The sequence below is a fragment of the Protofrankia coriariae genome (genome assembly GCF_001017755.1).
In the GTDB taxonomy this organism is placed as follows: Bacteria; Actinomycetota; Actinomycetes; order Frankiales; family Frankiaceae; genus Protofrankia; species Protofrankia coriariae.
Genome location: NZ_JWIO01000007.1, coordinates 79,563 through 93,828, shown reverse-complemented (window position 1 = coordinate 93,828; position 14,266 = coordinate 79,563). Strand labels below are relative to the sequence as shown.

The 14,266-nt window shown below is 72.7% G+C and carries 11 protein-coding genes; all 11 read right to left on the bottom strand.

Going from position 1 to position 14,266, the window contains the following annotated elements; translation table 11 throughout:
- Positions 1-2: 2 nt before the first annotated feature.
- Entirely contained in the window at positions 3-284 is a 282-nt protein-coding gene (locus FrCorBMG51_RS06855; RefSeq protein WP_047222249.1) for a hypothetical protein, read from the bottom strand.
- Entirely contained in the window at positions 274-1,857 is a 1,584-nt protein-coding gene (locus FrCorBMG51_RS06850) for an AMP-binding protein (RefSeq protein ID WP_047222248.1), read from the bottom strand. The genes FrCorBMG51_RS06855 and FrCorBMG51_RS06850 overlap by 11 nt, the downstream gene beginning before the upstream one ends.
- Positions 1,854-3,911 carry a class I tRNA ligase family protein gene (locus tag FrCorBMG51_RS06845; protein ID WP_047222247.1) on the bottom strand — a complete coding sequence of 686 codons (2,058 nt, stop codon included), beginning with the start codon at positions 3,909-3,911 and terminating at the stop codon, positions 1,854-1,856. The genes FrCorBMG51_RS06850 and FrCorBMG51_RS06845 overlap by 4 nt, the downstream gene beginning before the upstream one ends.
- Positions 3,908-4,972 carry an NAD(P)/FAD-dependent oxidoreductase gene (locus FrCorBMG51_RS06840; protein WP_047222282.1) on the bottom strand — a complete coding sequence of 355 codons (1,065 nt, stop codon included), beginning with the start codon at positions 4,970-4,972 and terminating at the stop codon, positions 3,908-3,910. Before FrCorBMG51_RS06840 ends, FrCorBMG51_RS06845 begins: the two co-directional genes overlap by 4 nt.
- A 68-nt stretch (positions 4,973-5,040) precedes the next feature.
- The gene (locus FrCorBMG51_RS06835) at positions 5,041-6,336 is read right to left on the bottom strand and encodes a lysine N(6)-hydroxylase/L-ornithine N(5)-oxygenase family protein (protein WP_047222246.1); all 1,296 of its coding nucleotides are present in this window, start codon (positions 6,334-6,336) and stop codon (positions 5,041-5,043) included.
- Positions 6,326-7,570 carry an acyl-CoA dehydrogenase family protein gene (locus FrCorBMG51_RS06830; RefSeq protein ID WP_047222245.1) on the bottom strand — a complete coding sequence of 415 codons (1,245 nt, stop codon included), beginning with the start codon at positions 7,568-7,570 and terminating at the stop codon, positions 6,326-6,328. The genes FrCorBMG51_RS06835 and FrCorBMG51_RS06830 overlap by 11 nt, the downstream gene beginning before the upstream one ends.
- On the bottom strand, positions 7,567-8,121 hold the full coding sequence (locus FrCorBMG51_RS30750) for a heme oxygenase-like domain-containing protein (protein WP_235433385.1): 555 nt from the start codon (positions 8,119-8,121) through the stop codon (positions 7,567-7,569). Before FrCorBMG51_RS30750 ends, FrCorBMG51_RS06830 begins: the two co-directional genes overlap by 4 nt.
- A gap of 1,754 nt (positions 8,122-9,875) precedes the next feature.
- Positions 9,876-10,556, bottom strand: coding sequence for an SGNH/GDSL hydrolase family protein (locus FrCorBMG51_RS06820; protein ID WP_047222244.1), 681 nt, complete (start codon positions 10,554-10,556; stop codon positions 9,876-9,878).
- 211 nt (positions 10,557-10,767) lie between these two features.
- Positions 10,768-11,901 carry a diiron oxygenase gene (locus FrCorBMG51_RS06815; protein WP_047222243.1) on the bottom strand — a complete coding sequence of 378 codons (1,134 nt, stop codon included), beginning with the start codon at positions 11,899-11,901 and terminating at the stop codon, positions 10,768-10,770.
- A gap of 1,156 nt (positions 11,902-13,057) precedes the next feature.
- Positions 13,058-13,297 carry an acyl carrier protein gene (locus tag FrCorBMG51_RS06800; protein WP_013874118.1) on the bottom strand — a complete coding sequence of 80 codons (240 nt, stop codon included), beginning with the start codon at positions 13,295-13,297 and terminating at the stop codon, positions 13,058-13,060.
- Positions 13,298-13,328: 31 nt separating this feature from the next.
- On the bottom strand, positions 13,329-14,216 hold the full coding sequence (locus FrCorBMG51_RS32440) for an AMP-binding protein (RefSeq protein WP_268760537.1): 888 nt from the start codon (positions 14,214-14,216) through the stop codon (positions 13,329-13,331).
- Positions 14,217-14,266: the final 50 nt, after the last annotated feature.

The window sequence follows — 14,266 nt, the reverse complement described above, 5'->3', positions numbered from 1 at the left end:
GGTCAGGCCCCCGCCGGGACGTGCCTGGACAGGATGTGCACGCAGTCGCGCAGGGTGTGCATCCTGGCCAGATCGTCCTCGGTGAGGTGGGCGGTGTCGACGCCGGTGTCCCGGCACAGCGAGGTCAGGAACAGGACCTTGTTCAGCGAGGTCAGCCCGTAGATGGCGGTGAGGCCGACGTCGGGCTGGATCTCCTCGGGGGCGATGTCGGCGGCCAGTACCGCGGCCAGGTTCTCCCGGGCGGCGGTCTCGACGTCGGGCCGTATGGATCTGTCAGGCCGCATGGATTCCCTTCCTCGGGTCGCCGAGCTGGCGCTGGTACACCGCCCGGATCTGCTTGCGCCTGGGCTTGTACTGGGAGGTCAGCAGGCCGTTGCCGATGCTGAACGGCTCGTCGGCCACCACGACCCGGTGGATGTACTGGTCGCCGCCGAGCGCCCGGTTGGTGGCGGTGAGCTGTGCGGCGATGGCGCCGGTGTCCACCGGCACCGACGCCGGTGAGACGACCGCCACCAGCTCGGTCTGGGCCGGGCAGTAGAGCACGCACTCGGCGATCGCTGGGCTGGCCTTCAGGTGCTCCTCGATCTGCCTGACGACGATCTTCCTGCCGTTGTCCAGCACGATCGTGTCGTCGGCGCGGCCGAGGACGAACAGGAAGCCGTCGGCGTCGAGGTGTCCGATGTCGCCGGTGCGCACGACGCCGTCCGCACCGAAGACCCGCTCGCTGTCACCCGGCTCGCAGTAGTCGTACCGCCGGTTCACCGGGTGCTCGGCACGGACGCTGATCACCCCGTCGTCACCGATGATCACCTCTTTGCCCGGCAGCACCCGGCCGACGCTGCCCGCCCGGTGCGTGCCCGGGTGGTTCTTGGCCACGATGCACGTCTCGTTGAGGCCGTAGCCCTCGTAGATCGGCAGGCCGAGCCGGTTGAGGAACGCGAGGGTGGCGGGGTCGGCGGGCGCCGAGCCCGTCCACAGGTAGCGGATGCGGCCGCCGAAGATGTCGCGGGCCGCGTCGGCGAGGTCCCGGCCGGTGCGCCGGGCGTGGCGTTCGATCTGGCCGCGGGCGCTTTCGAAGAAGCCGGGCACGCCCATGACGACGGTCGGCCGCACCTGGGTGAGCGCGACGAACGCCGACTCGTAGGTGCAGACCGTGACGTCGTGGCCGTACCGCAGCGCCGAGTACACCCAGTAACGCTGCTGGAGCAGCGACAGCGGCAGGAACACCAGCAGGTTGTCGCCGGGGCCGTGGCCGAACATGTCCTGGACGGCGTCCAGCGAGCTGTCGATGCTGCCGACGGTGGCGCCGAGGCCCTTGGGTGTGCCGGTGCTCCCCGAGGTGAACTTGATCGTGGTGATCTCGTCGGGGGCGTATCTGACCGGTGGCGGCGGGGCCGCGCCGACCGCGCCGACCGCGCCGGCCGCGTCAGTCGTGTTGTCGGCGCCGGACGTGTCGTCAGCGCCAGCCGTGCCAGCCGTGCCAGCCGTGTCGGGCAGGTCGTCGAGGAGGGTCGTGAGCCGCTCGACGCCGGGGATGTCGCACGGACGGTCGGTGAACAGCAGGGAGAGGCTGTAGCGCTCCATCAGCTCGCGGGTGGGGGTGAACTTGCCCGGTTCCAGGCCGGCGGTGACGACCTTCAGGCGCAGGGCGGCCAGGTCGAGCACCACCCACTCGAGGCTGTTGGCGGCGAGGATGCCGATCCGGTCGCCCGCGCCGAGGCCGCGGGCGCGCAGCCCGGCCGCGACCAGGCCGGACAGTCGCCAGACCTCGGCGAGCGGGATCTCGCGGGTGCCGGCCAGCCTGGTGACGTGCAGCGTCCCACGGTTCGGTGTGGACGCCAGAAGTTCGTTGATCATGCAAGGCTCCCGCTGGACTGGGACCGCGAGGCGTCCGACGGGTGTTCGGCCGCGTGGGCTGCACCGAGCGGGCCGAGCGGCCGGGGCGGGTGGAAGAACGTGATCTGAGCAAGGGTGATCTTGCTACCTGGCGGGATCAGTTCGACCGTGGCGGGCCACTGCCGCGGCGCAGGCTGACCGAGGGCCTCGGCCAGCCGGGCGGCGAAACGCGGCATCACCGGCGTGGCCGCGTGCGCGAGCAGCCAGGCCGCGGCCAGCTCCAGCGCCGTGGCCGTGCGCACCTCGTCCGGCATGCCGCCGGCCTGGGCCAGCGCGCGTTCCCGACGGCTGAACCGGACCGTGTCGGTGACCAGGGCGTCCAACTCGGCGGCGGACTGGTTGAGCGAGAAGCCGCCGGGCCGCAGGCTGGCGGCCAGCGCGCCGAGCCGGGCGGCGAGCTGGCCGAGGAACCCGGCGTGCTCGGGTGTCCAGTTGCCGGCGTCGGGGGCCACCCCGTCGTAGTGGTCGGCCACGCGCTGGCCGAGGTCGTGCAGCCAGGCCTGCCAGGTGCCGATCAGGGTGGCGGTGAGCGTGTGCTCGTAGGCGTCGAGCGTGAAGTTCGTCCGCTCCACCTCGGGACGGTTGCGGGCGAGGAAGTAGCGGACCGCGTCCACGCTGTCGGCGTCGAGGATCTGCTTGCCCCAGACGGCGTGCCGGCGGCTGGTGGAGAACTTCAGGCCGTCGTAGAGGAGGAACTCGTTGACGTGGTAGTCGATGTCCGGCGTCCAGCCGGGCAGGGCGAGCCGGTAGAGCACCGGGTAGAGGATCGCGTGGTAGAAGCTGTTGTCATAGCCGAAGAAGTGGACGACCTTCCAGTCGTCGGCTGGCCTGGCTGCCGTCCAGTCGCGGCCGAGGCGCTCGCCGAGCCGCTGGATGCCGTGCAGGAAGCCGAAGGCCATCTCCGGCCAGGCCCAGATCACCTGGCCGGCGCCGTCCGCCTCGTGCGGGGTGATGCCCCAGTCGCCGGGATGGCTGACCGGGATGTCGATCCGCTCCCGGCGGAACAGCCGGGCGGCGAGCTCCCGCAGCCGGGCCGGGACGCGGCCGCGGCGCTGGTGGTCGAGCACCGCGTCGGCGTGCTCGTGCAGCGGCAGCACGTAGCGGCGGGCCGTGCCGGTGACGGGCGCTCCGCCGGATGGCCCGGCGACCGGGCCGGCCAGGTCGACCACGGTGTTCGGCTCGCCGCACAGCTCGCAGATGTTGCCGGCGGTGGCCTCGCCGCAGCCGGGGCAGCCGCCGTGGACGTCGACCTCGTAGAGGTACTGGCCGGTCCGCGGGTCGAACAGCGCCGGCCCGTCGGCCGGGGCGATCGCGCCGGAGCTGACCAGCCTGGTGAAGAAGTCCTTCAGCGCGGGGACGTAGCCGGGGTCGGCGTTCGTGACGGTGTACTGGTCGAGCGGGATGTCCATCAGCCGCAGGGTTTCCGCGATCTCGGCGCTGTAGTACGCGGCCACCTCGGCGCTCGACCGGCCCTCCCGGCGGGCACGGTCGACCACGTAGGACTGGAAGTCGTCGCTGCCGGTCAGGTGCCAGGCGCTGGCACCGTTCATCCGCTGGAACCGGACGTAGGCGTCGGCGCCCAGATACGGGCCGGCAAGGTGACCGAGATGCAGGTCGCCGTTGGGGGTGGGCGGCGTCGAGAAGACGAACACCGGGCGCTCGCCGTGCTCGCTGGCCACCGGGGCGGCCGAGGACACCGCGCGGGCGCCGTCACGCCAGTACTGGGTGAGGAAGACCAGGTCCTCCTCCCCGGTGTTCGCCACGACGTGGTCCTCGAACGGCTCGAGCAGGGCGACGGTGCCCGCGGCGACCGGATGGTGCGCGGCTCCCACGGCGAGTTCGCCGCGGCCGGCGACGATGACCAGCAGCTCGGTCTCGTCGTGCCGCTGGTGTGTCGTGGCAACACCCGGCGCGACACGGCCCCAGGCGGCTCCGGTGCCCAGCCCGTCGACCGAGCCCATGTCGATCCCGAACGCCGCGGAGAGCGCGGTGGCGTCAAAACGGTCAATGATCATGCGGTGTCCTTCTCGTCGAGCCCGTCGAGCAGATCGGCGGCCGCGGCGGCGATCGCGGGGGCCAGCCGGTAGCCGGAGCCGCCCGCCGCGCCGGCGAACAGCACCCGGCCGTCGGCGGTGACCGGGCGCACGATCGGCGCGCGGTCGGGGCTGTAGGCGTCGCAGAACACGCGGCCGGAGACGCAGTACGGGGCGAGCGCCGGGGCGTGGCGCTCCAGAACCGCCCGGCCACGGTCGAGGTCGTCGGCGGACAGCCCGCCGGTCAGCGCGTCCGGGGTGACGTGCCAGTCAGGTGAGGTGTAGCTGAACAGCCAGTGGCCGCGGTGGGCCAGCGGCAGCAGGAAGGCGTCATCGTCGTGGAAGACGGTCGCACGGTCGTGCGGGGCGACGGGCCGTTCGACGTGCAGGGCGACGACCTTCTTGACGCGGACGCCGAGCGGGGCGAGCAGCAGCGGCCAGGGCAGCCAGGGGCCCGGCGCCAGCACGACACGGCTGGCGGTAAGCCGGATGCCGCTACCCAGTGTGAGGACAACGCCGTCCGGGGTGGAGCGCACGGCGGTGACCGCGCTGCCCTCCCGGAACGCCGCGCGGCCGCGCAGCCGGGCGGCCAGCAGTTCGGTGAGCGCCGCGACGTCGGCGTGGTGGGCGCCGTCGCCGTCCCAGCCCCGCTCGGCCGGGTGCAGCCGCGCCTCGGGGAACCGCGCCTCGGGGAGCGGGCGCAGCCGCGCCTCGGGGAGGTAGTGCTCCCGGACGGTGGCCTCGTCGGCGCTGACCACTGTCATGCCCACCGGGTGGATCGGCACCCGGGGGTCGCGTCGGCGCAGGTCGGCGTACCAGCGCTGGCTGTAGGCGCTCATCGCCCGCACCCGCGGGGTGGCCCCGCGCGGGAAGTGCAGCCCGGCGGAGAACCGGGACGCTCCCCCACCGGCCAGCCCCCTGTCGACCACCATGACCCGCCGGCGCGGCGCGCGGGCCAGGACCTCGGTAGCCACCAGGCAGCCGACCACGCCGGCCCCGACCACGACAACGTCGGCGTCCCCAGCCCCAGCCCCAGCGTCCATGGTCAGCATCTCTGGAAGAGCGGCCTCCGGGCGTGCGGCTTCGCCATGATCGCACGCCCTTCGGCCCATCAGCGGGCTCCTGTCTTGGGTGACCATTCGATGAACGCCGGGTGCTGGTCCCTGCTGCGGACGCCGCGGATCCGGTCGACGATGCGCTGGCTGCGCCAGGCGTTGAGGCTGAGGTTGGGGTCGGCGAGGCCGCGCTGCCCGCGGGCGGCGTTCTGCAGGAACAGGTTCCGGTCGGCCGGGCCGTCCCAGCAGGCGGCGAAGTCGGCGTCCACCTGGTACTCGTCGTTCTCCCGTTCCAGACGCGGCTGAAGGGGCGCCAGGAAGTCCATCGGGGCCGGCCGGAACCCGGTGGCCCAGATGATCACGTCCGCCTCGAAGATCTCCAGGCAGCTCGCCGGGTCGTTGTGCCGGACGGAGATGCTCCAGCCCTCCGGCGAGCACGGCTCGACGCTGACCACCTCGCGGTTGGGGTAGAGCCCGGTCAGCTGCGGGGCGCCGGTGATGAACCGGTGGACGTAGATCCGCTGGTAGATCTCCCGGGCGGTGGCCTCGGAGATGCCGTCGCTGGTCAGCACCTGCTGGCTGTTGACCTCGGCCCGCACGCTCGGGCCAAGCTCGGCGAAGTAGTCGGAGTGGCAGGGCATGTAGAACTCGTTGGTGAACGGCGAGTCGTCGAGCGGGAAGTAGTTGCGCCGGCGGGACAGCCACGACACCCGGTGCGGCAGCTCGCCGTCCGGCCGGGAGATCAGGTCGAGGAACGCCTCGGCGCCGGACTGGCCGCCGCCGATCACCGCCACCCGCCGGTCGCGCAGGCCGGCGGCCCTCGACCGGAACTCGCTGACGTGGAACTGGGTGCCGCCCAGGTGCGGGCGGGCGAACCGCGGCACCCACGGCACGGTGCCGACGCCGACCACCACGTTGTCGGCGAGCAGGGTGCGTTTGTCGGTCCGCACGACGAAGGTGTCACCGACGAAGTCGACGGACCGCGCCTCCTCGCCGAACACGACGTTCTCGATGCGGCTGCTGGCCCAGTCCAGGTAGTTGCGGAACTCCTGACGGGGGACGCTGTCGAACTGCGCGTTGAGATAGTGGTAGATCCGCCCGCGGTCGTGCAGGTACGCCATGAACGAGAACGGGCTGGTCGGGTCGGACAGGCTGACCAGGTCCTTGAACAGCGACACCTGCAGGGCCGCCCCGGGGATGAGCTGATCGTCGTGCCAGCTGAACTCGGCCTTCCTGTCGATGACCAGGTTCGGCGTCTCCGGGTCGCCGTGCAGCAGGGCCGCCAGGCTCAGGTTGGCCGGTCCGGCCCCGATCCCGACACAGCGGTACCGCGCCGCGGACTCACTCCTCATGAGAAGAACTCGCTTTCAGCGTCTTCGGCGGACGGCCCGCGTCCGTCCGGGAAACATGCGACGCGGCCGGTGGCAGGGCGTCGGCGATGGCGAGCCGCTGCACCTCGGAGGCGCCCTCGTAGATCCGCAGCGACCGGATCTGCCGGTACAGCCGCTCCGGCAGGCTGTCGCGCACCAGCCCGGCGGCGCCGAACACCTGCACGGCCGCGTCCACAACCTGCTGGGCGGCCTCGGTGGCGTACAGCTTCGCGATGCTGGAGTGCTTGGCGAAGCTGGAGCGCTTCGCCAAGCTGGCGGGCTCAGTCGGCGGGGTGCCCCGGTCGGCCTCCCAGGCGGCCCTGGCCACCAGCAGCGCGGTGGCGTTCAGCCGCACCTCGACGTCGGCGAGGCTGGCCTTCACCGTCGGCAGGTCGAACAGCCGCCCGCCGTACGCGGCCCGCCCCCGGGCCCTGGCCAGGGCGGCGTCGGCGGCCCGGCGGGCGAAGCCGAGCGCCGCCGCGCCAACGGTGAGCCGGAAGCGTTCGAGCAGCTCCATGGCCACGACGAACCCGCCGCCCCGGCCGCCCAGGACGGCGTCGGCCGCAACCCGGCAGCCGTCGAACTCCAGCCGGGCGATGTCGCGTTCGGCCAGCATGTCGATCGGCTCGATCCGCAGGCCCGGTGTGCCGGCCGGGACGAGCAGCGCGGTCAGGCCCAGCGCGGCCGGGCCGTCGCCGGTGCGGGCCACCACGCAGAAGACGTCGGCGCCCGCCGCACCGGCGATCCACGTCTTGTGCCCGTCCAGGACGTATCCCGTGCCGTGCCCGTCCGGGACGGCACGCAGGGCGAGCGCGGCGACGTCCGAACCGGCCTGCTCCTCCGAGAGCGCGAACGCGCCGGCCAGCTCGCCGCGGGCCATGCCGGGCAGCCAGCGCCGCTTCTGCTCGTCGGTGCCGTGACGTTGGATCGGCCAGGTGGCCAGCGCCTGGATCGAGAACGCGAAGTCGAGCAGGTCCTCGGTGTAGGCCAGGGCCTCCCTGGTCAGGCACAGGCCGCGCAGGTCGGTGGGTGTCAGCAGGCCCGCGTCCCCCAGCGCGCGCAGCACGCGGGCGGTGTACTTCTCCGGCGCGCCGGTGCGGGCCGCCGCCACCAGTTCGGCGTGGGTGTCGCAGAACCGGCCGAGCGCCTCGGCCAGCTCGCGGTGCGGCCGCTCGTAGAACGGCAGCGCCAGCAGCCGCGGGTCCAGGGTGCTCACCGGCGCGCCCTCCTCGTGTCGGAGCTCATGCGGCGGCCCGCCGTGCCAGCAGGCGTCTGGCCAGATGCGGCTCGACGAAGAACGCGAACGAGGCGTAGCCGCGCCACACCCGCCGCCAGGCCCGCTCGACGGCGACCGGGCCGCCGGTGCGTCCGACGTGGTCGAGGTAGGCGACGATCAGGTCGGTCGCCTGGCGGGTGTGGCCGGCCNNNNTGGCGGGTGTGGCCGGCCGAGATGTTGTCGATGGACAGGTGCACGTCCTCGTAGGCGGTGTCGAAGCCGTGACGGCGCATCTTCTGCGTCTCGTGCAGCCGCAGCTCACCGAGACCGAACATCTCGACGCCCAGGTGGTAGCCGAGGATCTCCTCGTAGCGGGAGTCCGGGAACAGCGCCAGGCCGAGCTGGTAGGTGGCGTACGGGTAGCTCGGGTCGGGCAGCTCGGTCTGGGTGCGGAACTCCTCCGAGCGCAGGTGCGGCAGGTGGATACCCATGCTGGCCAGGGCCTGGTTGATCAGCGTGAGGTGGTTGCGTGCGACGTCGCCGCGGCCCATCTCGTCGGCGTAGAGGGCGAACAGCGGCCTGTCGCTGGGACGGTGGAAGCGGCCGGTGTTGCCGATCCGGTGCGTGCAGGCGCCGTCGACGAGGTTGCCCAGCGCGAACCGCTTCTGGCCGTTGATCACCTCTGCCCGGGGCGGGATGTCGGCCAGCGGCCGGTAGGGCCCGACGAGCTTCGTCCAGTAGATGCTCTCCACCCGCTCCCGCAGCGCGGCGGGGCTGTAGTCGAACCAGGTGGCGTCGGTGTGGCGGCCGGCGGCTCCCAGCTCGAACATCCCCTCGGCCTGGGCGAGCACCTGCTCGACGCGGGTGTGGGCGGCGGCCAGCACGCCGGGGAACCGCTCGACGTTGACCAGGCGGTACAGGAACTGGCGTTCGTCGAGCGCCGGAGGCTCGGCGACGACGATGTCGCCGGGATCGGCGGACGCGAGCGCACACTGCCAGGCGGCGGCGTCCTCGTCGCCGGCGGTGCAGGCGGCCAGGTCTGCGCCGGGCGGCTCACCCGNCCCGCGGCGGCGGCGGCCGCCCACCGCTCGAGCGTGCGCGCCTCGGCGGCGTCGAAGATCCCGAACATTGGCCCGCCGAACCTGATCGCCCTGGTGAAGGGGCAGCCGCCGGTCGGCAGTGGCCTGAGGTAGCTGGAGGATCGGAGCTGGCGGACGAACGCGGCGGCGTCGCACGCCGGGCCGGCGAGCAGGCCGTCCAGGGGGACACCGGAGATCCGCACCCGGTGGTGCTGACGGCCGGCGTACGGCGCGTGCCTGGCGACGATCAGCGCCACCTCGGCGTCCGGCGACAGGTCCTGGTGCCAGCTCGCGAGCTCGTCGAGCATCGCCACGTGCGCGCTCTCCAGGCGCGTGACGAGCCGGATCGCCGCGAGCAGCCGCGCCCGGTCGGCCGGGCCGGTGGGTGAGAGCTCGGTGAGCGCCAGGTACTCCGCCAGCAGCGGCACCGGATCGTACCCGCGGCTGCCCACACCGTCCGGGCTGGACGGCCCAGCCAGCCCAGCCAGCTCAGCCAGCTCAGCCAGCTCAGCCAGTCTGGCCGGGCCGGCCCGGCCGAACAGCGCGGCGTCGGTGCCCAGCGCCCGGAAGGCACAGTGCACGCCGACCACCTCGGGCAGAAAACTGGCCGGCAGGCGGGACAGCGCCAGGTAGAAGACGGCCGTCACCACGGTGAGTGGCCGGGCCTGCGCCGCGGCCAGGAAGTCGGTGGCCAGCAGGTCGGGGAGCTCCACGCCGTGCTCCGCCAGCAGCCGGCGGCGCCGACCGGCCAGGGTGTGCTCGACCACGCCACCGCCGAGCAGCTCCAACTGCTCGGCACCGAGCCGATTGACGATCACGGCGGGCTGGGTTGCCGGCTGCGACACGGTGTCCAGCCAGCAGCCCTCGATCAGCGCGAGCGGGGCGCGCTGCCGCAGCACGGTGGCCACGGTCCCGGCCGGGGCGGCGCGCAGCCGGGCTGCGACCCGCGCGATCGCCGCCCGGGTGGCGGCCAGCTCGGCGAACACCCGCTCCTCGTNGCCCGTCCGGATGCCCGTCCAGCTCCTCGTCCTCGCCCGGGCCGGTGGCCTCCGGCAGAAAGGCGGCGAGCACCCGGCGGGCGGCCACCAGCGTGGCCTCGGACTCCTGCTCGACCAGCAACCGGCGGTACAGCGCGGCCGGCGGCCCGGCCACGGCCGCGGCCGCCTCGGCGAACGCGGCCGGGCCGCACTCGAACGGCCCCCGCGGCAGCGACGTCGTCAGGTCCGTCATGCGGCTTCGCTCCTCGCGGCCAGGTGGGCGGCGAGCGCGCGCATCTTCTCGGCGGCCTCGAACGCCTGGCCGCGGCAGTTGAGGTGCAGCCCGTCGCCGCAGTAGATGCCGGCGTCGGCGCAGAGCGGATGGTCGGTGAACGAGGCGAAGATCGCGCCGTGTTCCCGGGCGACCTCCCGCGTGATCCGGGTGACGATCCTGGTCGCCCTGCCGATCGCCTCCGCGTGTTTCGCGGAGACGATGCCCGCCCGGCTGATGTCGAGCATCCCGATGGTGAGGATGTCGGCGCCGGTCGCCCGGACCCTGGAGACGATCTCGGTCAGCTCGGCGCGCACGGTGGCCGGGTCGAACCCCGGCCTGATGAAGTCGTTGCCGCCGCCGGAGAGGAACACCAGGTCGGGCCGGAAGTCCAGGGCTGGCCGCAGCTGCGTCCGGCGGATCTCGGTGAGCGTCAGATCGCGCCTGGCCAGCCGGATCTCGTCGAGGTCGGGGTGGACGCGGCGCAGCACGGCGCTGATCCGATCCACCCAGGACAGGTCCTGGTAGCCGGGCACGGCCTCGCGGATGCCGGCCGAGATACTGTCGCCGATCACCGCGATCCGCTTCCACGGCGCGCCTGCCAACAGCCGCGCGCCGGCTTCGGTGGACAGGACGTACGGGTCGGTGGCCTCCGTCATTTCGCCCGGTCCACCCGTTCTGGCCGATGCGCCTGTTTCGACCTGCACGCCTGTTTCTGCCGGTCCGCTCATTTCGGCTGGCTCATGTGTTTTGACTGACTCATATTTTTCGGCTGTCTTACTTGTTCGGCTGTCTTACTTGTTTCGGCTGGTTCACTTGTTTCGGCTGGTTCAGCCAGTTCGGTGGACGCGGTCGGTTCGGTGTGTTCTGTCATTTCGGTCGTTCCTCGTCCTTGCCGGCGTCGTCCTTGCCGGCGTCGTCGGATCCGGCGCCGCGGGCCACGGCCGCGGACACCTCCCGCTGCCGGACGGCAAGCTCCAGCGCGGCGATGTCGTCGGCGATCCGCTCGTCCTCGGCGGAGGTCTCGGCTCCGTCGACCCGGCTGAACCCGAGAACACCCAGCTCGCGCAGGGCTTCCCGCATCCTGGGTCCGAACAGGTTGATGTCCTTCAACGTCGGGACGATCCGGGTGAACAGCCGGCGGCGGAACTCGCGCTGGCCGGGTGAGCGGTTGGCCAGCGCGACGCACTCGTCGGCGCCGTAGTCGAGGTTGCGCCACATGTCCTCGCCGGCGAACCGGTCCCTGAGCACCCAGCACGCCTCGACCGCGAAATCCTCACGCTCACGCAGTTCGGCGGTGCTGAGCTGGCTGTAGTAGTCACGCAGGGCCAGCCGCCCGAACGCGACGTGGCGCGCCTCGTCCTGCAGCACGTAGGCGTTGAGCGCCCGCGCCAGTGGGTCGCGCATCCGGTCCCGCTGGATGCTGAACGACGCCAGCGCCAGACCTTCGATCATCACCTGCATGCCGAGGTAGGTGATGTCCCAGCGGCTGTCACCGATGGTCGTCTCAAGCAGGCCGCGCAGCCCGGCGGAGATCGGGTAGTGCAGCTTGATCTTGTCATGCAGCATGCGCTGGTACGCCTCGACGTGCCTGGCCTCGTCCACCACCTGGGTGGCGGCGTAGAACTTCGAGGCGATGTCCGGCACGGTCTGGACGACCTTCGCCGCGCACACCAGCGCGCCCTGCTCGCCGTGCAGGAACTGGGAGTAGAGCCAGCCCGCCAGGTGCCGGCGGACGGTGATCCGCTCCGCCTCCGGCAGGCGCTCCCACAGCGGCGTGCCGGCGATCCAGATGAACGTGTCGGGCAGGCCGAGCGGATTGTCCGGGTCGACGTCGTGGTCCCAGTCCAGCCGCGTCTCGGCGTCCCACTGGCGCTGCTTGCCACGGGAGTACAGGCTCAGCATCTGCTCGGTTCCGGCGTCGTAGTCCCAGGTGAACAGCGCGTCCCCGCCGAGCGGGACGGCCCAGTTGCCGGCCGGCTCCGCCGTCGCGTCTGGCTTCATGACCGCTCTCTTCAGCTCTTTTCAGGGCTCTTCGGGGCTCAGGTGGCGTCTGTTCGGGCTGGTGACATCTGTTTCGGGCTCAGGTGACGGCGGCGCGCCGACGCAACCGGTGAAGCTGGTGCAGACGTGCGGACACGGCGCCGAAGGCCCACGCCGGGGCGGGCGTGCCGGCCGGCCGCAGGAACAGCGCGGCGGACTCGGCCACGGCGCACGGCAGCAGACGGTTGAACCGGCTGCCCCGGCAGGCCGCCCGGAACTGCCCCCCGCCGTCACGGCCGTGCTCGGCCGCGAGGTGGGCGAACACCGGGTCCAGGGTGCGCCACCGGCCGTCGAGGTGGACCTCGCACCAGCCGTGGTCGTTGCCGACGAGGCCGAGCAGGAAGCCGCGGCGGGCCCGCGCCCGGAACCCCTCGGCCCGCAGCCGGTCGGCGAGGACCCGCCCCGCCACGACGCAGTCGGCGACGCCCAGTTCCCAGGACCGCCGGTGGTCGGCGCGCAGCGGTTCGGCGATCGCCTGATAGCGCACCGCGCCGGTGTCCAGGGCGTCGAGGACGTCGTCGAACGCCGCGCGGATCCGGCGGTCGGTGACGTCGTAGCGCTCGCCGGTGAGCCGGACGCGCACCTGGTACGGACTGCTCTGATGGCCCTCGGTGACGACCGGCAGCGGCAGGTCACCGGCCGAGNGGCAGGTCACCGGCCGAGCCGCCAGTCGGACCACCAGTAGGGCCGCCAGTCGGACCACCAGTCGGGCCGTCGGCCGAACTGCCAGTCGGGCCGTCGGCCAGGAGTTCCAGGAGTTCGACGCCCTCGGCGCCCAGGTCCGGGACCGCCACCTGGAAGGTCTCGCCGCTGGCCGCCCGGTGTACCGCGACCGTCCAGTCCGCGGGGGCGAACCAGTCGTCGGGCTCGGCCGCCACGAACCGCATGAGCAGCCGCCTGGCCAGCTCGGGCACGGTGGCGCCGGTGCCCGAGTGCAGCCCCGCGTTGGCGACGTCGGTGTAGTCGAGCAGGCCGTCGACCTGCCGCAGGCCGAGGGCTGCGACCCCGGCCTCGTCGGTGCGCAGCACGGTGGCCGCGTCGGTGAGGGTGGTGTCGAAGACCGCCAGATCCGGCGGGGTCGGCTCGAAGCGGCGGCTCACCCGAGGCCCCTGACGAGTCACATGAGTTCCTGGACGAGCGCGGCGAGATCACGCGCGGTGACCGCCTCGAACGGGACGTCGTCGGGGATCGCCACCCCCAGAACATCCTCAAGATCCACCACCACGCTGAGGATCACCACCGACTCGATCCTCGGCAGCAGGTGCATGGGGAGATCGAGGTCGATGTCGGCCTTGTCCATCTGCAGCCGGTTGGCCAGGGCGGTGGCCACCGCGTCCTCGACGGTCCGCGTACTCATGAGGCGTCCTTCACGGGTCTTCTGGTAGCCCTTACGGCTTTACGGTGGCCTCTGCCGTGCTCCGGTAGAGGGCCCTGGCGGCGTGGCGGCGCACCTTGCCGGAGCTGGTGCGCGGGATGGAGCGGACGGGCACGGGATGCACGGACGCCACCGCGGGGCCGAGTTCGGCGGCGATGGCCGCCTCGACGGCGTTCACCAGGGCGGTGGCCGCCGCGCCCGCGAGCGGCGTCTCGACCAACACCGCGATGTGCTCGACGTCGCCGTCCCCGGCCTGCAGGGCGGCGCAGACCCGGACGTCGAAGCCCTGGACGCGACGCGCGATCTGTTCGACGTCCTCGGCGTAGTAGTTCTGGCCGCGGATGATCGCCATGTCCTTGACGCGTCCGACCAGGAACAGCTCGTCCTCGGCCTCGAAGCCGAGGTCGCCGGTGCGCAGCCAGCCGTCGGCGGTGAAGGGCTGCCGCTCGGCGGGCAGCCCGAGGTAGCCGCTCATCACGGCCGCGCCGCGGACCTGGACCTCGCCGACCCGCCCGGGGGCCGGGGCGTCGACCCGGACGGCGATGCCCGGCGCCGCCGAGCCGCAGGAGACGACCTGGCGGGCGCCCGCGGCACCCGGGGTGACGTGGACGACCCTGTCGCCCGGCGCGAGGGCGAACCGGTCGACGCTGAGCTGCCACGGCCGCTCCCCCAGTGCCGCCAGGCTGATGACGAGCGTGGCTTCGGCCATGCCGTAGGACGGCAGCATCGCCTCGGGCCGGAACCCGCAGGGGCCGAACACCCGGTTGAACGCCTCCAGCGTCGACCACTGCACGGGCTCGGAGCCGTTGCAGGCCAGCCGCCAGCCGGACATGTCGAGCCCGTCGGGAGCCCCATCAGCCTCGACCGCGTCGACCAGGCGCTGGTAGGCGAAGTTGGGCATGGGCAGCACGGTGGCGCCGGACGCCGCCGCGGCGGCCAGCCAGCCGCGGG